Source organism: Kineosporia sp. R_H_3 (assembly GCF_002198675.1).
Taxonomy (GTDB): domain Bacteria; phylum Actinomycetota; class Actinomycetes; order Actinomycetales; family Kineosporiaceae; genus R-H-3.
Genome location: NZ_MWLL01000197.1, coordinates 1 through 23414 on the forward strand (window position 1 = coordinate 1; position 23414 = coordinate 23414).

Consider the following 23414-nt stretch of genomic DNA (forward strand, 5'->3'; position numbering starts at 1 on the left):
GCCACCGGAGGGGCCGCCGGCGGGCGGGGTGCCGCCGGCGGGCGGGGTGCCGTCGCCGTCGGGCGCCCCCGTCGGCATGCCGGACGGCGTCGGGAGCGAGATCCCGGCCGCCGTGAGGCACTCCTGGATCTTCTGGACGTCCGCGCCGCGCCCACCGCCGTCCTGCCCCGGGGCCGCCGCGGCATCCGTCGCGGTCACGGTCCGCGGGCCGCTCGCCGTCGTCGACCCGGCCGCGGCCGTCGTCGTCGCGGTGGAGCCGTCGCCGCACGCGGCGAGGAGGGCGACCGCGGCGATCCCCCTCACGGCCAGGGCGAGCAGCGGCGGGACGCGGAGCGTCCGGGTCGTGCGTCCGGCGGTGCCGGTGGGTCCGGTGGTCACGAGGGCTCTCCTGCTGGGTGTCGACGGGTGCGGGTCACGGAGGCGTTGCGGCACAGGAGGTCACGAGGCCTTGCGGGCGGTCACCGCGGTCGCCGTCACCGCGGTGGAGGACTGCTTCGACCCGACGACGGAGACCGTCATGCCGGCCCTCACACCGCCCAGGCCCGGTGCGGTCACGGTGGCCGTCGCCGGGACGGTGACGGTCACGCGTGCACCCGCGAAGTTCTCGACGACGAGCGTCGTGCCCTCGACGGACGTCACCGTGCCGACGACGACCGGCGCCGCCGCGGTGGCCGTGCCCGCCGTCCCGCCGACGGCGCCCGCCTGGCCCGGGCCGCCCGTCGCCGCGGCGGCACCGCCGCCGGGGAAGACCTCACCGCCGCCGGGGAACCCGGCCGCACCGAGGCCGCCGGGGAACCCGGACGGCAGCCCGCCGGCCGCCGCGGCGCTGCCGTCGGAGCCGCCGAGCTCGCGCTGCACGAGGGCCCCGGCGGTGAACGTGCACGCCGCGACGACCGCGACGGCGAGGACGACGGTGAGCCGGTTCGTCCGGGGTGCCCGGTCGGCGTCGAGGAGGTCGTCGTCGTCCCATGCGGCGTCGCCGCGCGGAGCGTCGTCGACCTGGGCGCCGTCGTCCGGAGCGCCGTCGTCCTGAGCGCCGTCGACCGGGTGCACCGGCTCGTCCCCGGGGGCGTTGGCGTGGAACCAGTCGGGCCCGTCGGTCCGTGTCGTCATGGCGCGTCCGATCACTCGTAACGGAGGGCTTCGATGGGCCGCAGCGCGGCGGCCCGGTTGGCCGGGTACAGGCCGAAGAACAGGCCGGTCCCGACGGCGACGCCGAAGGCGAGCGCGACGGACGACGCCGAGACGACGGGCCGGACGCCGACGATCTCGAAGCGGCTGCCGGCGAGCCCGACGAGGACGCCCATGACGCCGCCGAAGAGGCTGAGCAGCACCGCCTCGAGGAGGAACTGGCCGACGATGTCGCCGCGCCGGGCGCCGATCGCCTTGCGGATGCCGATCTCCCGGGTCCGCTCGGTGACCGTGACGAGCATGATGTTCATGACGCCGATCCCCCCGACGAGCAACGAGATCGCGGCCACCGAGGCGAGCAGCACCGTGAAGGTCTGCGACGTCGACGTCACCGCGGTGAGCAGCGAGGTGGGGTTCTGGATCGAGTAGTCCGCGTCGTCCGACGTCACGTGGTGCCGGCTGTTGAGGACGTCCTCGATCTCGGCCTGCGCGGTCGCGACCGAGTCGGCGTCCTTCGCCTGCACCGAGATCGCCGAGAGCGAGCCGTAGCCGGTGAGGGTGTCCTGCACCGCGGTGAGCGGCGCGATCACCCGGTCGTCCTCGTCCTGCGGCCCGGTGCTGCCCTTGTCGGTGAGGACACCCACGACGGTGAACCCGATCCCGTCGAACTGCACGGTCTTCCCGACGGCGTCGAGGCCGTCGCCGCCGACGAGGTCCTCGGCGACGCTGGAGCCGACGAGCGCCACGCGGCGCCGCCCGGTCCAGTCCTCGGCGGTGAGGGTCTCGCCCTTCTGCACGCTGTCGTCGTTGATCGTCAGGTAGCTCGGGCTCGTCCCGAGGAAGGTGCTCACGGTGTGCGTCGCGCCGTCGTACGTCGCCGTCACCGAGGACGCCGAGACCCGGGGTGCGACGCGCAGCACGTGCGGTGCGAGCGTCGCGTCGGTGAGCGCCTCGGCGTCGTCCAGGGTGAGCTCGGCGGTCCGGGTCCGGGTGCCGCTGCTCACCTCGCCCGGGGCGCCGCCGAACCCGCCGAAGCCGCCGGCCCGGCCGCCGGTGCCGCCCTGGGACGCCTGCACCGTCAACGTGTTGCTGCCGAGGCGGCTCAGCGACTCCTTGACCGCGGCGCTGGACCCGTTGCCGACCGCGACGAGGATGATGACGGCCGCGACCCCGATGAGGATGCCCAGCGTCGTGAGCGCCGTCCGCATCGGGTTGGCGGTGACCCCGCGGACGGCGAAGCGCGCGCTCTCCCGGACGTTCACGCCGCACCTCCCGCGGCGGCCGCGCGGGCACCGCGCGGTGCACGCCGCTCGTCGCTGACGATGTGGCCGTCCCGGAACCGCACGACGCGGTGCGCCCGCTCGGCGACCTCCTCCTCGTGGGTGATGACGAGGATGGTCCGGCCGCCGGCGCTCACGTCGTCGAACAGGTCGAGCACCTCGCGCGTGCTGCGGCTGTCGAGCGCGCCGGTCGGCTCGTCGGCCAGCAGGAGAACGGGTTCGGTGACGAGGGCCCGGGCGATCGCGACCCGCTGCTGCTGCCCGCCGGACAGCTCCGAGGGCAGGTGGTGGCCGCGGTCCGCGAGCCCGACCCTGGCCAGCGCGGCGGCGGCCCGCTCCCGTCGCTGCGCGAGCCGAACCCCGGCGTAGGCCAGGGGCAGCTCGACGTTGCTCTGCGCGCTGGTGCGCGGGACGAGGTTGAACGACTGGAAGACGAAGCCGATCTTCCGGTTGCGGACCATCGCCTGCCGGCCCTCGTCGAGCCGCCGGGTGTCGACGCCGTCGAGCAGGTAGCGGCCCCGGGTCGGCACGTCGAGGCAGCCGACGATGTTCATGAGCGTCGACTTCCCAGACCCGGACGCACCCATGACGGCCACGTACTCGCCGCGGTCGACGACGAGGTCCACGCCGCCGAGGGCATGGACGGCGGTGTCGCCGGCACCGAAGACCTTGGTGACACCGCGCAGGTCCAGGACGGGGCGCGGCACCCGAGCACCGGTCACGGCCGGCCGCCCGGGGCGGGCTGGCCCGCGGTGAGCCCGCTGGTGATCTGCACGCCGCTGTCGCCCTCGATGCCGACCTGCACGGTCACGCTCTTCTCGGCTCCGTCGTCGAGGACGGTCACGGTGCTGCGGTTGCCGATCGTCGTCACCGCGCTCGTCGGCACGATGAGGGCGTCCTCGGCGCTGCCGGTCGTGATGCTGACGCTGACGCTCGCGCCGAGCCTGACGCCGTCCGGCACCTCGTCGAGGGTCACGGTCACCGGGTAGGTGACGACGTTGCTGCTCGTCGTCCCGCTCACGGAGACCGCGGTGACGGTGCCGGCGACCTCGGTGTCGGTCGCCGAGAGCGTGACGGTCGCGGCCTGTCCCTTCTCGACGTCCGCGGCGTCGGCCTCGGCGACGCTCGCGGTGACCCGGAGCACCGTGAGGTCGGCGAGCTCGATGAAGCCGGACGACCCGGTGGACGTCGTGGTGCTGCTGCCGGTCGAGCCCGCGGCCGCGGACGACGTCCCGCCCGACGAGCTGCCCGACGAGCCGCTGCTCGAGCCGACCGTGTCCCCGACGTCCGAGGAGACCGAGAGCACGGTCCCGGCGTGCGGCGCGACGAGCGTCGTGCCGTCGAGCGTCTCCTGCGCCTCGTCGACGGCGGCCTGCGCGTCCGCGACGCTGCTCCTCGCCTTCGCGAGGTCGGCCGCGGTGGGCGAGTCCGCGTTCTCGGCGGCGCTCAGCTTCTGCAGCTCGTAGTCGTCCTGCGCGCTCGCGAGCGCCGACCGCGCCGACGTGATCGCCTCGTCGTCCTTCGCGAGAGTGCTCGTCCGGGTGGCCTTCGCGGCGCTGACCGCGGCCGCGGTGCCGGTGCCCTTCGCGAGCGCGGCCTGCGCGGCGGCGACGAGGGCGTTCTGCGCCTCCAGGTCCGCGGCCCGGGTGGAGCGGGCGGTGGCGAGCGCGCTCGTCGCCTTCGTCACCGCGGACCGCGCGTCCGACACGGCGATCTCGTCGCGCTTGCGCTGGCTCGCGCTCTCCCCGTCGGCCGTGTCCGCGTAGGCCGCCTGCGCGGAGAGCAGCGAGGCCTTGGCGCTCGCGAGACTGCGCTCCGCGGCCGCGGAGTCGATCCGCGCGAGCTTCTGGCCCTTCTTCACCGTCTGCCCGGCCGTCACGTAGACGTCGGTGAGCGTGCCGGACGAGGAGAAGTCGACCGTCGACGACGTGGCGCTCTCCAGGTTGCCGCTGCCGGTCACGGTCGCGGTGAGCGTCCCGGTGCGGACCGTCGACGTGCGGCTCGTCGTCGTGGTCTGCGCCACGGACGAGCCCTGCACGGTGTACCAGGCTCCGCCGCCGGCGGCGAGGAGCGCGGCCGCCAGCCCCGTGTTCAGCCAGAAGGTGGGCGGACGCTTCACCGCGGGGCACTCCCTCTTCGTCACCGCTGCCACCCGGGTCCGGCCCGGCGCTGGCGCGCTCGCGGCACCCTGCGTGCCCCGACGACGCCGAACGTCCCAACGGGTTCTGGGAGGAACCTGGGAACCGGCGCCCGGATCCCTGCAGGCCTGGGCGCGCCGTCCTCACCGGCCACCCGGACGGCGCAGCACCGGGCCGGAGGTCACCGCCTCCGGCGATCGGCTGCGGGAGCGGGACTCCCGGTCAGACCTGCTCGGACCGGCGGTGGAACTCCCACCGGTAGCGCCGGACGGCCCCCGTGCGGGCGATCTCGGCGGCGGCCCGGCGGGCGAGCACGAGCGAGAGCGCGGCGAGCGGCAGCTCGACGAGCAGCGCGGCGGCGACCGCCTCGGCGAGCTGCGGCCCGCCCGGCGAGGTCGTGACGTCGAACCACGCGTCGACGACGAGCAGCGTCGCCGTGGCGCTGGCGATGTTGCCGAGGAAGGGCGAGCGCCGGTACGTCAGCCAGGCCGTGCGGCCCAGCGCGAGGGCGAGCAGCACGTCGAAGCCGACCCACGCCGTCCGGTAGTTCGCACTGACCATCCGGTCCGGCAGGGTCTGCGCGAGGACGACGATCCACGGCACCATAAGCGCCGCCATGGCGAGGTAGACCGGGGCGATCCACCAGCCGGGGCGTCGACCTGCGAGGGCGTCCATCACGTCAATATCGCGCACGCCCCGGCGGTCCGCCCGCCACCTGCGCCGCAGGCTCCCGCGCACCAAGAACGCGATATGTCTTGACGTCTGTCCCACAGTGATTACTCTGATCCGAGTATTCGGTTCCTGATCCGCCGGCTCGACCCCGGGAGGTGCAGTGGCACGACGCAGGGTCTCCAACCCGTTGGCCCTCGCGGTGCTCAGCTGTCTCCACGAGCGCCCGATGCACCCCTACGAGATCTCGACGACGCTGCGCAGCCGGGGCAAGGAGCAGAGCATCCGGCTCAACTACGGCTCGCTCTACTCGGTCGTGGAGTCCCTCCAGCGGCACGGGCTCGTGAGCCCGCTGGAGACGACCCGCGAGGGCCGGCGGCCCGAGCGCACCGTGTACGAGATCACGGACGCCGGCGTGCACGAGCTCGAGGACTGGCTGTCCGAGCTGCTCTCGACCCCGGCCCGTGACCACTCGTCGCTCGAGGCCGGGCTGTCGCTCATGCCGGGGCTGCCCCCCGACGACGTCGCGACGCTCCTCGAGACCCGCTGCGACCGGCTGCGGATCGAGGTGCGGTCGCTGGACGCCACGCTCGACGTCACCACGGAGATGGGCCTGCCGGACCTCTTCGTCGTCGAGGTCGCCTACCGGCGCCACATGCTCACCGCCGAGCTCGGGTTCGTCGCCGACCTCGCCGGCCGGATCCGGGACGGCTCGTTCCCCGGCGTCAAGGCCTGGCGCCGGCTCCACGAGCTGCACGCCGAGGGCGTCCCCCTCGCGGACATCTTCGCCGACCCGGTCGGCCGGCTCGGCCCCGACGCCGCGGCGTTCGACACCGCCGCCACCCAGACCCCCCGGCGGACCTGACCTCCGGGGTGCACCACCAGAACGCGCGAACCCCTGACCGGTGCTCGAACACCGGCCAGGGGCATCACCCGAGCCGGACCGCAGGCGGTCCGATCCGAGGCGCATCCCCAGGATAGGTGCCCGCGGCCGGCTCCCGAACAGGGAGCACAGCCATGTCCCGTGCCCGTCCACCCGCCACCGCCGGCACCACCGCCGGCACGACCGGGCCGGCCGTCTCGGCGGCCGACCTCGTGAAGACCTACCGCACCGGGCGTCGCACCCCCGAGGTGCGTGCGCTCGACGGCCTCACCGTCGACATCCCCGCCGGAGCCGTCTTCGGTCTGCTCGGCCCGAACGGGGCCGGCAAGTCGACGACCGTGCGGATCCTCACCACCCTGTCCCGCCCCGACTCCGGGCGGGCGGTCGTCGCCGGCGTGGACGTCACCCGCCGACCGGACGCCGTCCGTCGCCTCGTGGGTCTGGTGTCCCAGCGCTCGTCCGCCGACCCGCTCGCGACCGGGCGGGAGAACCTCGTGCTCGCCGGCCGGGTCCAGGGCCTGCAACGGGCGGACGCCGTAGCCCGGGCCCGGGACCTGCTCGAGCGCCTCGACCTCACCGACGCCGCGGACCGTCTCGTGCGGACCTGGTCCGGCGGGATGTCCCGCCGGCTCGACGTCGCGATCGGCCTCGTCCACCGGCCGTCGGTGCTGTTCCTCGACGAGCCGACGACGGGTCTCGACCCGGACGCCCGCTCCCGGATGTGGGCGGAGATCGCCCGCCTGTCCGGCCAGGAGGAGGTGACCGTCGTGCTGACGACGCACCATCTGGAGGAGGCTGACCGGCTGGCGCACCGGCTCGCGGTCGTCGACCGCGGGCGTCTCGTCGTCGAGGGCTCGCCCGAGGAGCTCAAGCGCGACCTGCGCGGGGACACCGTGCACCTCGAGCTGGGCTCCCCGGACGACGCACGCCGCGCGCTCGGCCTGCTCGCCGCCGTGCCGGGCCTGCGCGACCTCACCGCGGACGGCGCGCTGCTGCGGGCGCGGGCCGACGACGGCGCCCGGGTCGTGCCGCAGGTGCTCGCGGCGCTCGACACCGGCGGCCTACAGGCCGCTGCGGTGTCGGTGGCCCGGCCCACGCTCGACGACGTCTACCGGCGGCACACCGGCCGCGCCTACGCAGCGGCCGGCACGGAGGTGGCGGCATGACGACGACCGCCGTCCGGCCGATCGACCCGGGCGCCCGGTCCGGTGCGACCCGTTCCCGCGCAACGGGTCTGGGCGAGCTCACCCGGCACTCGGCGTACCTCACCGCACGCAGCGTCCGCGCGCTCCTGCGGCAGCCCGCGTTCGCCGTCCTCACGCTCGTGCAGCCGGCGATCTGGCTGCTGCTGTTCGGGCAGCTCTTCCGGGCGACGGCGCAGCTCCCCGGGTTCGCGGACGGCCGGCAGACCTACCTGGAGTTCCTCGCCCCCGGTGTCGTCGTCATGACGGCGCTGTTCTCGAGCGGCTGGGCGGGCACGGTCTACATCGACGACATGCAGCGCGGTGTCATGGACCGCTTCCTCGCCTCGCCGGTGCGCCGGGGCGCGATGATGGCCGGAACCCTGGTGTACCAAGGCCTCACGACGCTCTTCCAGACCGCGGTGGTGCTCGTCATCGCCGTCGCGTCGGGGGCGAGGTTCGACGGCGGCGCGGCCGGCTGGGCCGTCACGGCACTGGCTGCGTGCCTCGTGAGCGTCGTCGTCGCGTCGTTGTCGAACGCCCTCGCGCTCCTCCTGCGCCAGCAGGAGGCGCTCATCGGTATCAGCCAGTTCGTCGTGCTGCCGCTGCAGTTCCTCTCCTCCGCGCTCATGGACACCCGGCTGGCGCCGTCCTGGGTCGGGGACGTCGCCCGGTACAACCCCGTCGACTGGGCCGTCGTCGCCTCTCGGGAGGCGTTGTCGGCGAGCACCGACTGGGGCCTCGTCTGGCCGCGGCTCGGCCTGCTCGCCGGGCTGGCGCTCGTCATGGCCTGGCTCGCGACGAGGGCGTTCGGGACGTACCAGCGCTCGCTCTGAGCGCGCCTGCTCGTGCTCGCCGCGCCGCTCAGGCGACGGCGAGCACGAGCAGCGCGACGTCGTCCCGGTCGCTCGCGAACTCGACGACCTCCTTGACGACGCGGTCGGCGACCGCGTCGGCGACGAGGGACGCCGCGGCCGCACCCGTGCGGCCGCGCAGCCCGGCGGCCGTGCCGCCGAGCACCTCGGCGAGCCGGACGTCGCCGAACTCCTCGCCGTTGCGACGCGCCTCGGTGACCCCGTCGGTGTACGCGAGGAGGACGTCGCCGGGCGCGAGGTCGACGACCGTCTCGTGGACGCTCACCTCGGGGAGCAGGCCGAGCACGGTCCCCGGCTCACCGACCGCGAAGACCGACCCGTCGGCCCGCCGGACGAACGGTGCCGGGTGACCGCCGAGCGAGATCGTCAGGCGGACGCCGGTCACCTCCCCGGGTGCCGGGGCGGCGGTGATCCGGCCGTAGACGACGGTGCAGAACCGCTCGAGGTCCTCGCCCGGCTCGAGCGCGAGGTTCAGCTGCTCGAGCACCTGGCGCGGGGACCAGCCCTGCGCGCTCAGCGCCCGCACCGTGTAGCGGGCGGTCGAGGTGACGATCGCGGCCTCGACGCCCTTGCCCGACACGTCGCCGAGGACGAACGCCCACTCGCCGCCCGTCGCGGGGTGGACGTCGTAGAAGTCGCCACTGACCTGGCTGCCGACCCCCGACGGCAACGACCGGGCGGCCAGCCGCAGCCCGGGGACGTCCGGCAGCCGGGACGGGCGCAGGCTCGCCTCGAGCGTCTCGGCGAGCCGGGTCTGCTGGTCGAGGAGCTCGCGCAGGTGCCGTTCGGTGCGCACCCGCGCCGAGACGTCGCGCAGGACGGCGAGCCGGCCGGTCTCGGCGCCGTTGCGGTCCAGCAGCGAGGTGAGGACGAGCGAGACGTCGGTCCGGCGGCCGCCGAGGTCCTTGAGGACGACCTCGTCGCGGGTCGTCGTCCCGGGGATGTGCGCGTCGAGCGCGGGCGCGAGCGCCGGGACGAGCTCGTCGAGGCGGCGGCCGACGACGCGCGAGCGCCGGTCCCCGACGAGGACCGCCGTCGCGGGGTTGGTGTCGACGACCCGGCCGTACGCGTCGAGGACGACGACGCCGTCCGTCATCTGCTCGACGACGACCCCGCGCGCGACCGGTACGAGGTCGAGCAGCCGCAGCCGGAAGAATCCCCAGAAGAGGACGACGGCGGTGAGCACGAACGCGAACGGCGTCGGGTCGACGTCCCCGACGATGACCCCGACGTTGAACAGGACGTTGACGAGCATGGGCAGCGCCGTCGCCACGACGATCGCGTACGCCTGGCGTCGGTAGGGCTGCGCGATCCGGACGAGCCGGGTCGACAGCAGGACGACACAGATCGCGACGCCGACCCAGGTGTAGACCGCGTGCGGCCAGAAGAAGTCTCCGGCCTCCGGGATCGGCCGCTCCCCGCGAAGGCTCGCCGCAACGGCGCTGTCCGGGTAGAAGTGGAAAGAGTCGTGCCAGGCGGGGACCGCCAGCAGGGTGAGGACAGCGACCGGCTCGATGCACAGCAGCGCCAGCCGGCCCCGGGTCAGCCGCCGGGCACCGGTGTACTCGTCGACGAACCAGGCGAGCCCGGGCAGCACGGCGACGATGCCGACGAACTTCAGCCCGGACCAGACCTTGTTGATCTCCAGGGTGTCGGTGACGAGCTCCATCGCGTAGCACGTCGTCCAGACGAAGACCGCGAGCGAGAGCGCGACGAGGCCGTGGCCACCCGCCGCGCGGCGGTAGCGCCACACGTACCAGGCGAGCGCCAGGTAGCCGGCGGCGCCGACCCCGAACACCACACCCAGGACGATGGAGAAGGACACTCTGGCGGAAACCCCCCGGGTACACCCGCGTGCGGCGGGATCGCGTGGGACACGACGCTACGCCAGGGACGGACGGCAGGACAGGCCCGAACGTCCATTCCTGTGATTGAACCATGACAGATCGTGCTCGCCCGGGACAGTGCTTCGGGCTGACGATCTCTCTCGGTCAGCTCGCCCGGTCAGCTCTCCGGGTCCGCTCTCCGGGGCAGCTCCCGGTCAGCGATCCGGCGGGTCAGCCCGCGATGATCCGCGCGGCGTCCGCCGGGCGGCCGAAGTGGTAGCCCTGCGCCTGGTCGCAGCCGATCTCCCGCAGCCGCCGCGCCTGCCGCGGCGTCTCGACCCCCTCGGCCGTGACGAGCATCCCGTGCGCGTGCGCGAGGTCGACGATCGCGGTGACGACCGCGTCGGCACGCTGCTCCTCGCCGACCGACTGCACGAACGACCGGTCGATCTTCATGAAGTCGAGCTCGAACCGCTGCAGGTATCCCAGCGCCGAGTAGCCGGTGCCGAAGTCGTCGATCCCGACCGGGATCCCGGAGCCGAGCAGCTGGCGCAGCGCGCCCTCGCCGCCGGGCAGCGCCGCGAGGAAGCTGCGCTCGGTGAGCTCGACCTTGATGTCCGTCGCGGAGATCCGGCGCTGCCGAACGGCGTCGAGCAGGCCGCGGATCGCCCCCGGGTGCTCCATGGACCGCGCGGACACGTTGACCGACAGCCACGGGGCCTCCTGGCCCGCCGGCACCTGCGCCGCCCAGCGCTCGACCTGCTCGATCGCGGTGTCGATGACCCAGCGGTCCAGGTCGACGACGAGGCCGGTCTCCTCGGCGACGTCGATGAAGACGTCGGGCATGAGCAGGCCGTCGCCGCTCTCGTCCCGGATCCGCACGAGAGCCTCGGCGCCGACGACCCGGCCGTTCGCGAAGTCGATGATCGGCTGGTACTGCAGCGTGAGCCGGCCGTGCTCGAGGGCCCCACGCAGGAGCCGCTCGGCGCGCAGCCGGGACTGCGACCGCGCCCGCAGCGCCTCGTCGTAGACGACGAAGCGGTCGCGGCCGGAGTCCTTCGCCCGGTACAGCGCGAGCTCGGCCTCGGCGAGGAGGTCCTGCGGCGAGACGGCACGACCGGACGTCGAGGTGATGCCCAGGCTCACCGGGCAGACGAGGAGCTCGCCGGAGTCGGGCAGCACGTACGGCATCCGCAGGGCGTCGGTGACCGCCTCGGCGAGCCGCCGGACGGCGAGCATGCCCAGGCCCGACGTCGGCAGGACGACGAACTCGTCGCCGCCCATCCGTGCGACGAGGCCGCCGTCCGGGACGACCGCGGAGAGCCGGCGGGCGACCTCGAGGAGGAGCCGGTCGCCGACGTCGTGGCCGAGGGAGTCGTTGACCTGCTTGAAGCGGTCCACGTCGAGCAGCAGGACCGAGACGTCCACGCCGGGCTCGGCGAGCATCTCGGTGACCCGCCGCTCGAACGCCGCGCGGTTCGCCAGCCCGGTCACCGGGTCGGTCGCCACGAGCCGCTCCAGGCGCACCCGGTCGCGGACCTGGCGGGTCACGTCGACCGCGGCGCCGTGCACGAGCGGGGAGCCGGGCGTGCCCTCCGCCCAGGCCTGGACGTGCCGGATGGCACCGTCGGCGCCGATGACGCGGAAGGTCTCGCCGTGGCCGCCGGTGCGCTCGAGCGCACCGAGGTCGACCCGGCGGACCTTGTCGAGGTCCTCGTCGTGGACGAACCCGTGCCAGTGCGCAAGGGTCGGGGAGATCTCGTCCGGCTCGAGCCCGACGAGGCGGAACATCTCCGGGGACCACTCGAGCTCGCCGTCGTGCAGGCTCGCCCCCGGGCGCCAGGACCACAGGCCCGCGCCGGTCAGCTCCCGGACGGCGCGCAGGTGCGCACCGACGTCGGCGAGCCCGTCGGGGCCGGCCGCGGGAGCCGGGGCGGCGCTGCCGGCCGCACCGTCGGTCGTCGTGCCGGGCAGCAGCGGCGTGACGTCGGCGACGGCACCGACCGCGCCGACGAGGCCGTTGCGGTTGCGCTGCAGGTCGCCCCAGAGCTGGACGACGCGGACGTCGCCGTCCCGGCGGCACAGCCGGAACGTGCACGACAGGGTGGTGCTGCCGGGCCGGGCGAGCGCCGACCGGACGGTCTCCTCGACGAGCGCGACGTCGTCCGGGTGCACCAGCGCCCGGAACGCGCCGAGCACCCGGGGCCGACCGGCGGGCATCCCGGTGAGCTCCTCGGCCGGTTCGCTGAGGGTCGCGAGGCCGGTCGCGGCGTCCCACTGCCAGAGCCCGAGCGACGGGAGCGCGGGCAGGGCGCCGTGCTGCTCCGGGTCCGGCGGAGTGCCGCCGTCGGGCGCGCCCGACGGCTCCTCGGGGGCGTCCGAGGCGGCCCGCTGCTCGGGGACGACGTCCCGCCGGACCGTGAGGTCGCCGACGGAGCGCTCGTCGTCGGAGACGTCGACGCTTCCCGACCGGTCGCCCGGGCCGCCGGAGCCGGCGGTGGCGTCGCCGCCACCCGGGCCGGAGCCGGTCCGCGGCACCGCGGCGAGGACGAGTGTCGGCTCGGCGTCGCGCTCGGTGTGGCGTTCGGCGCGGGCGGGCGTCGGGCGCGGGGCCGGACCGGGAGCGGACACGCTGACCTCCACCGGTGCGCCACGGACGGACGCCACCGCCTCGGAACCGGCCTCGGTGACGGCCACGTCGACGACGGCGGGCGGCTCGACGTCGTCGGGGATCTCGACGACGGTGACGCGCCGGAGCACGGCGGTGCTCTCGTCGGGGGTGCGCGGGGTGACCCGCTCGGGCAGGGACGTGAGCAGGACGTCGGCCGCGACCTCGGCGACGAGCGTCACGGTGTTCTCGTCGACGCCGTCGAACCAGTCCGGCCGGTCGGCGGTGAGCGCCACGACCCCGACGGCGGTGCCGCGGACGGCGAGCGGCACGGACAGCATGGAGCGGGCGGGCGGGCAGCAGGTGGCGTCCGGTGCGCCGGCACCGACCGCGGCGGCGTCCCCGACCCGGACCGGGCGACCGGTGCGCAGCGCCTCGCCGCAGATGCTCGTCGCGGTCTCGACCCGCACCCCGAGCGGCAGCCGCCCGTCGCCGGTCGCCGCGCGCCGGACGAGGTCGCCGTCCTCGAGGAGCGCGACCGTCGCCGGGGCGTCGACGAGCTCGGAGACCGCGTGGACGAGCCGGTCGAGCACGACGTCCGTCCGACCGGCGGCGGCGCGGATCCGGTCCTGGGCGGCACCGACGCCGGTGACCCAGGAATGGCCACCGGGCCCCGTGTGCACGCCGGAGCGAGACCGCTGGGGCGACGACACGGGGAGCACCTCCGGGATTCACTGGCCTCTCGACGCCCCCGCGCCGCACCGCGCGTGACGGCCCATCGGAGACCGAGTCACTCAACGCAGTGCGATGACAGCATGCCGTGACGGCGGGCCCCAGGTCGCGCGACACTCGCGAAGTCTGCGAACAGTCCTGTGACGTCCGGCGTGACCTGCGGCACGAGGGCGCGGACGGCGTCCCGCGGCTACGTCGGCATGCCCCCGACCGCACGCGCACGGGGGCGGCCGGCCCTCCCGGACCGACCGCCCCCGCCTCGTGCGCCGACGGCTACAGGTGCGGCTCGTCCCCCGCACGGGTGCGCAGCACCGTGAACCGGCGGCCCGTGATCCGGGCCGGCGTGAGCTTGACGAAGCGTTCCTTGGGCGAGGCGTTCCACGGGAAGAGCGGCAGCTCCTGCGCGCGGTAGAGGTCGTCGAACTTCTCGAGGTTCTCCGCATGGCCCTTGACGACGACGCTCCACGCGCGGCCGTGCTCGGGCTCGTAGCCGTCGACCTCGAAGGCCACCCGGCCCGCCATGACGATCTCGACGAGCTTGGTCCCCTCCGCGGTACGGAAGAGGATCGCGCCGTCGTCCACGGCGAAGTTGAGCGGGAAGATGTCCACGTCGCCGGCGACGGCGACCGCGAGCCGCCCGACCTCCGCGGAGGTCAGGAGCTGCCAGCACTGCTCCGGCGAGAGCACCTCGATCGCCCCGGTCTCGCGGGCGACCTCGTCGACTCCCCCGGTGGACGGGGTCTGTGCCCCGCGGGTCGTCTGTTCCATGAGGGAACCGTGCCACCGACCTCCGTCGGCGGGCGGGGGGCGAAAGTCCCTCGACGCCGTGCCGTGCCTCACGGGGCGGCGACCGCCGGGGCCGCGTCGGCACCGGCGGGGCCGTCGTCCGACGGGGCCGCCCCGCGCAGCCGAAGGCCGAGGACGCTCGCCCCGAGGATCGACAGCCCGGTGACGAGCAGCGCGCCCGCGGCGCCGAGCTCGCCGTCGGTGTAGTCGATGACGGCCTGGGGGACGACGGTCGCGAGCGCGACGACACCGACGACGAGGACGCCGACGTGCCGGGTCCGGACGTAGGCGACCAGACCGGCGACGGCCACCGCGGCGAGCACGAGGTACCCGACCCAGGCCAGGCCCTCGGCGGTCGTGGCGATCTCCCCGCCGACGAACGCGAGCGCACCGCCGACGGTGAGCCCGAGCCCGGCCTCGGCGAGCACCCCGGCCGCGGTGAGGGCGAGCCAGACGACGGCGACGGCGACCACGGCGAGCCCGGCCCACAGCCCCTCCCGCTGCCAGGTGTCGGAGTACGTGCTCGCGGCGATCGGCGCGGCGGACGCCGCCGCGACCGCGGTGGCGACGTGGAGCAGCGGGGTGCGGAGCGCGGCGTACCCGAGCGCCCCGACGGCCGTCGCGGCGCCGAAGTACCAGACGGCCTGCCAGTCGCCCGTGCCGCGCGCCGCCACGGCGACGGCGCCGGCGAGCAGGGCGCCGCCGACGACGACGAGGGCGGCGGCGAGCCGGCGGCGGGGGCCGGTGCCGCGCCGGTGCCGGACGGGCCAGCCACCAGGGGTCAGGGCGAGGACGGCGGCCGCCGCGGCGAGCAGCAGCAGCGCCGGCACGGCGAGCAGCACGATCCGCTCGGACTGCCCGAGCTCCCCCCAGCGGGGGCCGGTGAGGACGATCGCGGCGGCGAGGACGAAGGCCCCGCCGACGTAGCCGCCGATCTCGGCGACGAGCGTCGTCCAGCCGGGGCGGTCCGCGGACCGGGGGCCGGCGTGGCCGACGGGGAGGCCCGGAGTACCGGGTGCCTGCGACGCGAGCTCGCGAGAGACCGCGCGGGCCTGTTCGTCCGTGAGGGTTCCGTCGGCGACGAGCCGACCGAGTGCCTGCTCGAGAGGGGTGCTCATGGCGTCAACGTACGCACGGGCGGGGCCCGGAGCCTGAGTAGCGCGGCTCAGCCGACGGGCCGCGCGTGTCGGCCCGGCACGACGGCCCCGAGCGCCGCGTCGACGTGCCGTTCGACCCCGGGCCACGGGTACGCCGGCTTGGACAGGCGCAGCGAGACGACGCCGTGCAGCGCGGTCCAGACCCCGAGGGCCGCGGCGGCCGGGTCCTCCGGGGCCGGGTCGAGGGCGGCGAGCAGCGCGGCGAGGTCCCCCAGCAGGTCGTTGCCGGCGGTGAGCGCGCGCTCGTCCTCGGCGCTGAGCTGGCGCAGCGCCCGGCCCTCGAACACCACCGTGTAGGGGCCCGGGTTCTCCAGCCCCCAGCGCACGTAGGCCCGGGCGAGCGACCGCAGCCGGTCGGCCGCGGGGCGGGACGTCGTCCGTGCGGCGCTGCGGTGCAGGGCCGCGGCGAGGTCGGCGACGTGCCGGCGCACGAGCTCGACGGCGAGCTCGTCGAGGTCCGCGAAGTGGGCGTACACGCTCGGCGCGGAGACCCCGGCCTCCCGGGCCACGCCGCGCAGGGTGAGCTCGGCGTCCCGGCCGCCCGCGACGAGCAGCCGGCTCGCGGCGTCCAGCAGCTCGCCGCGCAGCCGCGATCCCTGGCCCCGCGGGTTCGCCGTCCGCGCCATGCGCCCTCCGTCGTGCGACATGCTCCGGCCCGGCGCGCCGGTCCGGCCCCGGGTTGACCCGAAGGCTAACACTCGTTAACTTGTCGTATCGCTTTACAGGCGTTAGCCGATGGGCCAGGGTGCCCCGACGGAGGTCTCGAGATGGCGGCGAACGACCCGGTGCTCGTCACCGGCTGCAGCAGCGGGATCGGCCTGGCCACCGCGCAGCGGCTCCTGGCGGCGGGGCACACCGTCTACGCGACGGCACGCAGGCCCGAGTCGCTCGACGGGCTGGCCCGGACCGGCGCCCGGGTGCTCGCGCTGGACGTCACCGACGAGGCGTCGATGCGGACGGCGGTCGAGGCGGTCGAGCACGAGCACGGCGCCGTGGGGGCGCTGGTGAACAACGCCGGGTACGGCGTCTACGGCCCGGTCGAGGAGGTCGACCTGGACGACGTCCGCGCACAGTTCGAGACGAACGTCTTCGGCCTCGGGCGGATGTGCCAGCTCGTCCTGCCCGGCATGCGCCGCGCGGGCCGCGGCCGGATCGTCAACATCTCGTCGATGGGCGGCCGGCTCGTCTTCCCCACGGGCGGCTGGTACCACGCGAGCAAGTACGCGGTGGAGGCCCTGAGCGACGCGCTGCGCGTGGAGGTCAGGCCGTTCGGGGTCGACGTCGTCCTCGTCGAGCCGGGCCTCATCCGCACCGAGTTCGGCACGACGGCCTCGCACGGCCTGGCCGCCGGCGACGAGGGCTCCGCCTACGGCGGCCTGCGCTCCTACGCCGACGAGCTCATGGCGAACGCGTACCGCTCTCGGGCCGCGGCGGAGCCGGGCGTCGTCGCGGACGCCGTCGTCAAGGCGGTGCGGACCCGGCGTCCGCGGACCCGGTACGTCGTCACCGCGGCCGCGAAGCTCCAGGTGCAGACCCGGCGGCTCGCCGGGGACCGGGTGTGGGACATGGCGATGCGCCAGGCGTACCGGCTGCGCTGACTACGCCTCGTCGCCGCACCCGCGGGACCGGCCGGCCGGCCGGGGTCCCGGCCGCCCCGCGCAGCTCTCGCCGTCCCGGGCGTCGATCCGGTCGAGCACGACCCGGCAGGCGGCACCGAGCGCCTCGAGCTGCTCCGGGGTCAGGGCGTCGACGACGAGGTCACGGACCCGCTCGACGTGCCCCGGGGCGGAGGCGACGATCTTCGCGAGGCCGGCGTCGGTGAGCCAGGTCATCGTCGCGCGCCCGTCCTCGGCGCTCGGCCGGCGCAGCACCCAGCCCTTGCGCTCGAGCCGGGAGACGACGTGCGACAGCCGGGAGAGCGAGCCGTTCGACATCGCCGCGAGCTCGCTCATCCGCACCTCGCGGCCGGGCGACTCCGAGAGGTGCGCGAGCACGAAGTACTCGAACTGGGAGAGGTCGGCGTCGCGCTGGAGCTGGCTCTCGAGCGCCGCGGGCAGCCGGATCATGAGCGCCGCGAGGTCGAGCCATGCCTCGAGTTGGTCGGGGCTCAGCCACCGGACGTCGTCCGTCATGGCTTCAGCATACCTGATCACTTGACGCTTCAATATTTCGTCGTTAGCGTCAGTTGAAGCATCAAGTCCACATCCCCCGGCCGCTCCGAGCGGCACCGTCCCCCTGGAGCCTCCCGATGAACATCGCCCTGTGGGCCGTCGCAGGTCTGCTCGCCCTCCTCTTCGCCGGTGCCGGCTTCATGAAGGCCACGACGCCGAAGGCGAAGCTGCAGGAGAACCCGAACATGGCCTGGACCGAGGACTTCTCCCCCGGGCTCATCAAGACGATCGGGGTGCTCGAGATCCTCGGCGCGATCGGCCTGATCCTGCCGTGGGCGCTCGACATCGCCCCGGTCCTCACGCCGCTCGCGGCCACCGGCCTGGCGATCACCATGGTCGGCGCGATCATCACCCACGGGCGCCGCAAGGAGACCCAGGCGATCGGGATGAACGTCGTCCTCCTCGCGCTGTGCGTGTTCGTCGCGGTCGGCCGCTTCTGATCCCGCACCGGTCCGCACGAAGGGCCCGCCACCGATCCCCGGTGGCGGGCCCTTCGTCGTCCGTCAGTTCGTCGTCGTCCGTCAGCGCGTCGTCCGTCAGCCCCAGCCCAGCTCGTGCAACCGGTCGTCGTCGATGCCGAAGTGGTGCGCGATCTCGTGGACCACGGTCACCTGCACCTCCTCGACGACCTCGTCGCGGGAGTCGCACATCTCGAGGGTGGGGTTCCGGAAGATCGTGATCCGGTCCGGCAGCGAGCCCGCCCAGCCGTCGCCGCGCTCGGTGAGCGGCGTGCCCTCGTAGAGCCCGAGGAGCTCGGGGTCGTCCTCGGGCGCGTCGTCCTCGACGAGGATCACGACGTTGTCCATGAGCCGGGAGAGCTCCGGCGGGACGCCGTCCAGCGCGTCGGCGACGGCGTCCTCGAACTCCTCGCGGGACATCTCGACCACGGGGACAGTGTGGCCCGCGCGGCGGCCGCTCAGGCCCCCGCGCCGTCCAGCAGGGCGATCTCCTCGGCCGTCAGGGTGACGTCCACGGCCTTCGCCGAGTCGAGGATCGTCTTCGGCCGGGAGGCGCCGGGGATCGGGACGACGACCTCGGACTTCGCGAGCTCCCAGGCGAGGCAGACCTGCTGCGGGCTGATCCCGCGGCCGTCCGCGATCTCCTGGAACGCCTTGAACGTCGACCCCAGGCCGGCGGCGCGGGAGATGCCGCCGAGCGGGCTCCACGGGAGGAAGGCGATCCCGAGGTCGTCGCACAGCTCGAGCTCGGGCTCGCTGGACCGGAAGGCCGGCGAGAACTGGTTCTGCACGCTGACGAGCCGCCCGCCGAGGATGTCCCGCGCCTGCATGATCTGGTCCGGGCTCGCGTTCGAGATACCCGCCATCCGGATCTTGCCGGCGTCCAGCAGGTCCCGGACGGCCCCCACGGACTCGGCGTAGTCGACCGTCGGGTCCGGCCGGTGGAACTGGTACAGCCCGATCGCCTCGACCCCGAGCCGCTTGAGCGAGGCCTCGCACGCCTCCTTGAGATGGGCCGCCGACCCGTCGAGCGTCCACGACCCGTCCCCGGGCCGCAGGTGACCGCCCTTCGTCGCCACGAGCACGCGCGACGTGTCGCCGGAGTACGTCGACAGCGCCTCCGCGACGAGCGACTCGTTGTGCCCGACCTCGTCCGCGAACTGGTGGTAGGCGTCGGCAGTGTCGATGAGCGTGATTCCCGCGTCGAGGGCCGCGTGGATCGTCGCGAGCGACCGCGCCCGGTCCGGCCGGCCCTCGATCGACATCGGCATCCCGCCGAGCCCGATCGCCGAGGCCTCGACGTCGCCGATCATGCGGGTGCGCACAGTGGTGTCTCCTTCTCGTCGCCCGGACCGCCTGCAGCATCCTCCCCCGGGGCCTCTCGGGCGGCACGTCCGGCCGGCCCCCGGACGGCGTCCCGAGCGGCCCACGGGACCCTCCTGAGCACGACCGGGTATCCATTTTGGAGGTGGGGGCTGGTTACCCCTATGCTTACCGAGTCCTCGACGGGTCCTGGACGTCTGGGGTTACGTCGCGGAAGCGACGCCCTCATCGTCTAGCGGCCTAGGACTCCGCCCTTTCAAGGCGGCAGCACGGGTTCGAATCCCGTTGGGGGCACGGCAAGCAGCAAGGCCTTGGCACCATCAAGGCCCCGTAGCGCAGTTGGTTAGCGCGCCGCCCTGTCACGGCGGAGGTCGCGGGTTCGAGTCCCGTCGGGGTCGCTGTCGAGCGGATCATCCGCTCGTCCGGCCAGGTAGCTCAGTTGGTACGAGCGTCCGACTGAAAATCGGAAGGTCGGCGGTTCGACCCCGCCCCTGGCCACCTCTGCAGAGGAGCGTGATTCGGGCTCTGACCTGCTACTTCATCCCATCACCTCCTTGCTCCACCCCGTCGGGGTCGGTCGGAGTGTCCGCGGAATGTCCGCGCCGGAATCTGTCGACCATCTCGGCGGCCCGTTCCACCTGCTGCGCGGTGGACCTCTTCATGACGTGGGCGTAGACCTGCCGGGTGACCGTCGGGCTGCTGTGGCCGAGGATCATCTGGACGACCTCGATGGGCACGCCGGCCGCCAGGAGCAGCGAGCAGGCGCCGTGCCGGGTGTCGTGCAGCCGGATCTTCGGCAGCCCGCATGCCGCGACGTGCGCCTCGAACGCCAGGGTGACGCTGCTCGGCCGGAGCGGGTCGCCGTCGACGTGGCAGAAGACCAGGTCGTGGTCGCGGTACCTCGCCCCGCAGACCTGCTTGTTCGCTTCGACCACCGCGCGCCGGGCTTCGAGCGCCCGCTGGGCGGCGCCGACGAGGGGCACCCAGCGGGTCCCGGCCCTCGACTTGGGCGCCTTGACCAGGAGGCTGGTGTGCTCGTGCCGGCAGATCCCGCAGATGCGGTCCTCCGGCCGGAGCTCCTTGCTCGCCACCTCGACGATCGACTGCTGGATGGTGATCCCGCGGCCGTCGGTGTCGACGTCCTGCCAGCGCAGCCCGCAGAGCTCTGCCCGGCGCAGGCCGGCGTAGGCGGCCAGTTCGTACAGCGCCGAGAGACGGTCCTCGGCAACGTGCTCGAGGAACTGTGCCGTCTGCTCCGGTTCCCAGATCGAGAGCTTGGAGCGCCGGTCGTGCTCCGGGATCGCATCCATCCGCCCCTCGGCGGGGTTGATGGCGATGAGTCCCCGTCGACGGGCGACGGCGAGCGCAGCACGCAGGGTGCGCCGGTAACCGTCGATGGTGGCCGGCGACCGGTGCGCGATGCGCCGTCCGACATTGCCCGCCCCGGCAGGCCGGAATATCGGGTTGTCCAGGTCCGCGAGCGCCGTCTCGACGTGCTGCCGGGTGAGGCTGCGCAGCTGGACCCGGCCGAGGATCGGCTTCCAGACGTCCCGGACGTGGCCTCGGTAGTTGGCCAACGTCTTCACGGAGCGCTTCGTCGCCAGCTCCTCGAGCCACAGGTCGAGCCAGTCCCCCACGGTCGTCTTCTTCTCGAAGACCTGCTGCCCGTGCTCGAGGGCGTAGCTCACCTTGGTGAGCGCGGCCTCGGCGTCGACGCGGGTCCTGAACCCGCCCTTGGCGACCTGCCGCCGGCGACCGGTCTCGGCACTGGCAGGCCCTTCGACCTTGTACCACCAGGTTCCGTGGTCCTTCCGGCAGATCTTGAGGCGCTTGCCCTGCTCATCGCGGCAAGGGCAGCGCTTGTAGACAGTTCCGCGTGCCATTCGTCTCCTCTGCAGTGCGGTACGCCCGGGATGTGGGCGTGAGAGATCCTGGCGCGACAACGTCGATAGCCGGGACCCGCTGTCGGTCCCCGCACGATGTCGTCGCGCCGTGAGAGGGACCGAAGCGTTCGCCGGCGCTACTGCCCGGACGCCAGCGGCCGCGCGGCGGGAACGGCGGGTGTGGGCGGCGACGTGTCGAGGCCGAGGAGGCTGAGCATCGGCGCTGTCGGGATGCGGATGAGCTTGCCGAGCCGGAAGACCGGCGTCGGCCACTCCCCCAGCCGGATGAGCTCGTAGGCGGCGGTTCGGCTGAGCCCCATCACCTTGGCGGCGGTGCAGACGTCGACGACGGCGGGCAGCGCGTCGAGCTCGGTGCGGTTCATGCGGCTCCCTTCCTGGAGCGGTCCGCCGCTGGCGGCGGCTGGTAGGGCGTAAAGCGTTCGACGAGGAGCGCGGCGAGCAGGTCGCGGCGGTGACGCTGGGCCGGGTCGTCGTCGGTCGGCGCGAACGGGACCGCGGCTGGCTCAGCCATGACCGACCGCCGTGGAGACGAAGGCGCCGGTGACGAGGTGGGCGCGTCCGCGCTCGTGCCAGCCGAAGCGGTGGGCGAGGGCGTCGAGCACGAGGGACCCGTTCCGGTCGTCGAGGCCGCCGGTGAACTCGCGCAGGCAGGGCTCGACGAGGGCGCCGGCGAGGGAGGCTGCGAACCGCAGGATGGCCTTCTCGGAGGTGCTGGCGGGGGCACCGGCAAGGAAGTGCTCGACCCGGTCCCAGTCGATCGACGCGATCGGCATCGTGACTCCCTCCGGGCCCCAGCCGTCGGCGACGGCGTCGACCAGGTCGAGCAGGAAGTCGGTGCGGTGCAGCCAGGTCTGGTGCCGAATGATCAGCTCGACGGCGGCTTCGGCCGGGTAGTAGCCGTGGGCCCAGGCCCGGAGCATCGGGATGAGCTCGTCGGTCGTCAGGATGGTTGGGTCGATGGTCGTCGTCACGGGTGCCTCCATGGCAGCTTCCTGCATCAGATGATGAATTCGCGGGCGGGCCTAGCGGTCGGTCGAGACATGGACGTGGTCGTAGTGGCCCCCGACGGGATCGGTGGGGTCGTAGACGCCGCCGCCGGAGTAGGGGCGCCAGCCCTCCGTGTCGCGGGCGAGGGACCAGATGCGGCCTTGCCAGATGACGTAGCTGACATGCAGCGGGCGGGCATAGGTGCGTAGCCACTGCGCGAGCGCCCAGCCGCGGCGGACGTCGGCGGCGCCGGGGAAGGTCCCGGCGCGGCCGATCGTGTAGTCGCAGGCCTTGCCCTTGGGGTGGTCGCTCGTCGGGTTCCACGCGTGCGCGTCCCAGCAGGACACCGACCCCTGGTGGACGCGTTCGGCGACCTGCTGAAGGAGCCAGGCGGTCGCGCCGGTGACGCAGCCTCCAGTGCCGGTCGGGTCCGGGATCGTGCAGCCCGTAGCGCCGCCCGGGTAGGCGACCGGGGCCGCGCCCGCGCCGGCCGCGCCGCCGGCAAGCCTCGTGACAGGTGAGGCGTACGCCCGGGTCCAGCGGTGGATGGCGGCGAGGTAGTCGGTGATCTGCTTGACGCAGCTCGTGCCGCAGCCGGCCTCGCCGGGGCGGGGGATCCCGGTCGCGGATCCGGTCACGCGTGAGCAGCCGGCGATGTGGCAGACGGCGAGGGCGTCGAGAGTCTCGGTGGGCTTGCCGGTGGCGCGCAGGTGCGCCGTTACGAGGCGCAGGTTGGCGCACATCCAGCCGACGGCGACCCACAGGTGCGTTCTCGGATCCCAGATCGGGTGATCGCTCGGAGGCCCGGCGGACATCGTCCAGGAGCCGCCCGCTCCCCCGGCCTCGACCCAGGTGCCGGGCATCATCTGCAGCAGTCCGGCGGCACCGGCGGGCGAGTACGCGCGAGGGTTCCAGGACGACTCGGCCTGCACCTCGGCAACGACCCAGAGCGCGGGCAGATCCGGGCAGGAGCTAGTGAGGGCCCGCTCGAGGTAGGGCAGCAACTCACGGGCAAGCGGCGGTACGGCAGCAGCGTCGACACCGACGCTGACCCCGGCCGTGGCGAGCGCATCGTCCTGCGCCGTGAACCCGGCCCCAAGGAACAGCACGAGCGCCAGAGGCACCGCGACCGCCGCGAGCACGGCGGCCCTCACGACGCTCCCCCACAGCCGGAGCGCCGGATGTCGTCGCTCCGCGCACCGGCTGCTGGTTGGATGGCTGTCGTCAGCTGACGGCAACGGCTGACGACCGGACGCAGGACGAATGGGCGGGAGGACGACGGCAGAGCGCACGCATCTGCAGTGG

Annotated in this window: 23 protein-coding genes, 3 tRNA genes and 1 pseudogene; 8 read left to right on the forward strand and 19 right to left on the reverse strand. The window is 74.1% G+C overall.

Annotated features, from left to right (window positions below; all coding sequences use genetic code 11):
• The 6 genes and pseudogenes from ECOMGDLI_RS24265 to ECOMGDLI_RS24290 all read right to left on the reverse strand — a co-directional run.
• A pseudogene (locus tag ECOMGDLI_RS24265) lies at positions 1-378 on the reverse strand (hypothetical protein); the annotation flags it as partial.
• Positions 379-438: 60 nt separating this feature from the next.
• Positions 439-1113, reverse strand: a complete 675-nt coding sequence (locus ECOMGDLI_RS24270) for a hypothetical protein (protein ID WP_088319434.1) — start codon at positions 1111-1113, stop codon at positions 439-441.
• A gap of 11 nt (positions 1114-1124) precedes the next feature.
• Positions 1125-2393: an ABC transporter permease gene (locus tag ECOMGDLI_RS24275; RefSeq protein WP_233153615.1), complete on the reverse strand. Its 1269-nt coding sequence runs from the start codon at positions 2391-2393 to the stop codon at positions 1125-1127.
• Complete coding sequence (locus ECOMGDLI_RS24280) at positions 2390-3118, reverse strand: ABC transporter ATP-binding protein (RefSeq protein ID WP_088319435.1); 729 nt, start codon at positions 3116-3118, stop codon at positions 2390-2392. Before ECOMGDLI_RS24280 ends, ECOMGDLI_RS24275 begins: the two co-directional genes overlap by 4 nt.
• Before the next feature lie 11 nt (positions 3119-3129).
• Positions 3130-4530: an efflux RND transporter periplasmic adaptor subunit gene (locus tag ECOMGDLI_RS24285; RefSeq protein ID WP_158221132.1), complete on the reverse strand. Its 1401-nt coding sequence runs from the start codon at positions 4528-4530 to the stop codon at positions 3130-3132.
• A gap of 241 nt (positions 4531-4771) precedes the next feature.
• Complete coding sequence (locus tag ECOMGDLI_RS24290) at positions 4772-5224, reverse strand: hypothetical protein (protein ID WP_088319437.1); 453 nt, start codon at positions 5222-5224, stop codon at positions 4772-4774.
• 157 nt (positions 5225-5381) lie between these two features.
• Here ECOMGDLI_RS24290 and ECOMGDLI_RS24295 point away from each other — a divergent pair, with 157 nt between their 5' ends.
• The 3 genes from ECOMGDLI_RS24295 (at position 5382) to ECOMGDLI_RS24305 (ending at position 8118) form a co-directional block, all read left to right on the forward strand.
• Positions 5382-6083: a PadR family transcriptional regulator gene (locus tag ECOMGDLI_RS24295; RefSeq protein ID WP_088319438.1), complete on the forward strand. Its 702-nt coding sequence runs from the start codon at positions 5382-5384 to the stop codon at positions 6081-6083.
• Positions 6084-6235: 152 nt separating this feature from the next.
• Positions 6236-7267: an ATP-binding cassette domain-containing protein gene (locus ECOMGDLI_RS24300; protein WP_088319439.1), complete on the forward strand. Its 1032-nt coding sequence runs from the start codon at positions 6236-6238 to the stop codon at positions 7265-7267.
• Positions 7264-8118: an ABC transporter permease gene (locus ECOMGDLI_RS24305; protein ID WP_088319440.1), complete on the forward strand. Its 855-nt coding sequence runs from the start codon at positions 7264-7266 to the stop codon at positions 8116-8118. The genes ECOMGDLI_RS24300 and ECOMGDLI_RS24305 overlap by 4 nt, the downstream gene beginning before the upstream one ends.
• Before the next feature lie 28 nt (positions 8119-8146).
• Here ECOMGDLI_RS24305 and ECOMGDLI_RS24310 read toward each other — a convergent pair whose 3' ends face one another.
• The 5 genes from ECOMGDLI_RS24310 to ECOMGDLI_RS24330 all read right to left on the reverse strand — a co-directional run bounded on the left by ECOMGDLI_RS24310 (position 8147) and on the right by ECOMGDLI_RS24330 (position 15892).
• Positions 8147-9982, reverse strand: coding sequence for a histidine kinase N-terminal 7TM domain-containing protein (locus ECOMGDLI_RS24310; RefSeq protein ID WP_143447895.1), 1836 nt, complete (start codon positions 9980-9982; stop codon positions 8147-8149).
• Positions 9983-10214: 232 nt separating this feature from the next.
• Positions 10215-13304, reverse strand: a complete 3090-nt coding sequence (locus ECOMGDLI_RS24315; RefSeq protein ID WP_143447896.1) for an EAL domain-containing protein — start codon at positions 13302-13304, stop codon at positions 10215-10217.
• A 292-nt stretch (positions 13305-13596) separates the two neighbouring features.
• Positions 13597-14091: a pyridoxamine 5'-phosphate oxidase family protein gene (locus ECOMGDLI_RS24320; RefSeq protein ID WP_088319443.1), complete on the reverse strand. Its 495-nt coding sequence runs from the start codon at positions 14089-14091 to the stop codon at positions 13597-13599.
• Positions 14092-14159: 68 nt separating this feature from the next.
• Entirely contained in the window at positions 14160-15227 is a 1068-nt protein-coding gene (locus ECOMGDLI_RS24325) for a DUF2157 domain-containing protein (RefSeq protein ID WP_088319444.1), read from the reverse strand.
• Positions 15228-15274: 47 nt separating this feature from the next.
• On the reverse strand, positions 15275-15892 hold the full coding sequence (locus tag ECOMGDLI_RS24330; protein ID WP_158221133.1) for a TetR/AcrR family transcriptional regulator: 618 nt from the start codon (positions 15890-15892) through the stop codon (positions 15275-15277).
• Between the two features lie 141 nt (positions 15893-16033).
• Here ECOMGDLI_RS24330 and ECOMGDLI_RS24335 point away from each other — a divergent pair, with 141 nt between their 5' ends.
• Entirely contained in the window at positions 16034-16864 is an 831-nt protein-coding gene (locus tag ECOMGDLI_RS24335) for an oxidoreductase (RefSeq protein ID WP_088319446.1), read from the forward strand.
• Here ECOMGDLI_RS24335 and ECOMGDLI_RS24340 read toward each other — a convergent pair whose 3' ends face one another.
• The gene (locus ECOMGDLI_RS24340; protein WP_088319447.1) at positions 16865-17398 is read right to left on the reverse strand and encodes a MarR family winged helix-turn-helix transcriptional regulator; all 534 of its coding nucleotides are present in this window, start codon (positions 17396-17398) and stop codon (positions 16865-16867) included.
• Between the two features lie 116 nt (positions 17399-17514).
• On the opposite strand from ECOMGDLI_RS24340, the gene ECOMGDLI_RS24345 reads away from it, so the two are divergent.
• Entirely contained in the window at positions 17515-17877 is a 363-nt protein-coding gene (locus ECOMGDLI_RS24345) for a DoxX family protein (RefSeq protein WP_088319448.1), read from the forward strand.
• A gap of 96 nt (positions 17878-17973) precedes the next feature.
• On the opposite strand, the gene ECOMGDLI_RS24350 is transcribed toward ECOMGDLI_RS24345, so the two are convergent.
• Positions 17974-18315 carry a metallopeptidase family protein gene (locus tag ECOMGDLI_RS24350; RefSeq protein WP_088319484.1) on the reverse strand — a complete coding sequence of 114 codons (342 nt, stop codon included), beginning with the start codon at positions 18313-18315 and terminating at the stop codon, positions 17974-17976.
• Positions 18316-18353: 38 nt separating this feature from the next.
• Positions 18354-19220 carry an aldo/keto reductase gene (locus ECOMGDLI_RS24355; RefSeq protein WP_088319449.1) on the reverse strand — a complete coding sequence of 289 codons (867 nt, stop codon included), beginning with the start codon at positions 19218-19220 and terminating at the stop codon, positions 18354-18356.
• A gap of 219 nt (positions 19221-19439) precedes the next feature.
• On the opposite strand from ECOMGDLI_RS24355, the gene ECOMGDLI_RS24360 reads away from it, so the two are divergent.
• From ECOMGDLI_RS24360 to ECOMGDLI_RS24370, 3 genes are all read left to right on the forward strand, one after another.
• A tRNA-Glu gene (locus ECOMGDLI_RS24360) sits at positions 19440-19512 on the forward strand.
• A 30-nt stretch (positions 19513-19542) separates the two neighbouring features.
• Positions 19543-19616, forward strand: a tRNA-Asp gene (locus ECOMGDLI_RS24365).
• A 26-nt stretch (positions 19617-19642) separates the two neighbouring features.
• Positions 19643-19716 (forward strand) — tRNA-Phe (locus tag ECOMGDLI_RS24370).
• Positions 19717-19751: 35 nt separating this feature from the next.
• On the opposite strand, the gene ECOMGDLI_RS24375 is transcribed toward ECOMGDLI_RS24370, so the two are convergent.
• From ECOMGDLI_RS24375 to ECOMGDLI_RS24390, 5 genes are all read right to left on the reverse strand, one after another.
• On the reverse strand, positions 19752-21101 hold the full coding sequence (locus ECOMGDLI_RS24375; RefSeq protein WP_088319450.1) for a tyrosine-type recombinase/integrase: 1350 nt from the start codon (positions 21099-21101) through the stop codon (positions 19752-19754).
• A gap of 137 nt (positions 21102-21238) precedes the next feature.
• Complete coding sequence (locus ECOMGDLI_RS24380) at positions 21239-21484, reverse strand: DNA-binding protein (protein WP_088319451.1); 246 nt, start codon at positions 21482-21484, stop codon at positions 21239-21241.
• A complete protein-coding gene (locus ECOMGDLI_RS34845; RefSeq protein ID WP_158221134.1) occupies positions 21481-21633 on the reverse strand; it encodes a hypothetical protein in 153 nt (50 codons plus the stop codon). The genes ECOMGDLI_RS24380 and ECOMGDLI_RS34845 overlap by 4 nt, the downstream gene beginning before the upstream one ends.
• Positions 21626-22093 carry a hypothetical protein gene (locus ECOMGDLI_RS24385; RefSeq protein ID WP_143447897.1) on the reverse strand — a complete coding sequence of 156 codons (468 nt, stop codon included), beginning with the start codon at positions 22091-22093 and terminating at the stop codon, positions 21626-21628. The genes ECOMGDLI_RS34845 and ECOMGDLI_RS24385 overlap by 8 nt, the downstream gene beginning before the upstream one ends.
• Before the next feature lie 51 nt (positions 22094-22144).
• A complete protein-coding gene (locus tag ECOMGDLI_RS24390; RefSeq protein WP_158221135.1) occupies positions 22145-23263 on the reverse strand; it encodes a lytic transglycosylase domain-containing protein in 1119 nt (372 codons plus the stop codon).
• Positions 23264-23414: the final 151 nt, after the last annotated feature.

Coding starts and splice junctions, on each gene's coding strand:
- ECOMGDLI_RS24335 (WP_088319446.1), top strand. CDS start 16,034: ATGGCGGCGAACGACCCGGTGCTCGTCACCGGCTGCAGCAGCGGGATC.
- ECOMGDLI_RS24350 (WP_088319484.1), bottom strand. CDS start 18,315: ATGTCCCGCGAGGAGTTCGAGGACGCCGTCGCCGACGCGCTGGACGGC.
- ECOMGDLI_RS24330 (WP_158221133.1), bottom strand. CDS start 15,892: ATGGCGCGGACGGCGAACCCGCGGGGCCAGGGATCGCGGCTGCGCGGC.
- ECOMGDLI_RS24345 (WP_088319448.1), top strand. CDS start 17,515: ATGAACATCGCCCTGTGGGCCGTCGCAGGTCTGCTCGCCCTCCTCTTC.
- ECOMGDLI_RS24270 (WP_088319434.1), bottom strand. CDS start 1,113: ATGACGACACGGACCGACGGGCCCGACTGGTTCCACGCCAACGCCCCC.
- ECOMGDLI_RS34845 (WP_158221134.1), bottom strand. CDS start 21,633: ATGGCTGAGCCAGCCGCGGTCCCGTTCGCGCCGACCGACGACGACCCG.
- ECOMGDLI_RS24320 (WP_088319443.1), bottom strand. CDS start 14,091: ATGGAACAGACGACCCGCGGGGCACAGACCCCGTCCACCGGGGGAGTC.
- ECOMGDLI_RS24375 (WP_088319450.1), bottom strand. CDS start 21,101: ATGGCACGCGGAACTGTCTACAAGCGCTGCCCTTGCCGCGATGAGCAG.
- ECOMGDLI_RS24300 (WP_088319439.1), top strand. CDS start 6,236: ATGTCCCGTGCCCGTCCACCCGCCACCGCCGGCACCACCGCCGGCACG.
- ECOMGDLI_RS24325 (WP_088319444.1), bottom strand. CDS start 15,227: ATGAGCACCCCTCTCGAGCAGGCACTCGGTCGGCTCGTCGCCGACGGA.
- ECOMGDLI_RS24305 (WP_088319440.1), top strand. CDS start 7,264: ATGACGACGACCGCCGTCCGGCCGATCGACCCGGGCGCCCGGTCCGGT.
- ECOMGDLI_RS24290 (WP_088319437.1), bottom strand. CDS start 5,224: ATGGACGCCCTCGCAGGTCGACGCCCCGGCTGGTGGATCGCCCCGGTC.
- ECOMGDLI_RS24380 (WP_088319451.1), bottom strand. CDS start 21,484: ATGAACCGCACCGAGCTCGACGCGCTGCCCGCCGTCGTCGACGTCTGC.
- ECOMGDLI_RS24340 (WP_088319447.1), bottom strand. CDS start 17,398: ATGACGGACGACGTCCGGTGGCTGAGCCCCGACCAACTCGAGGCATGG.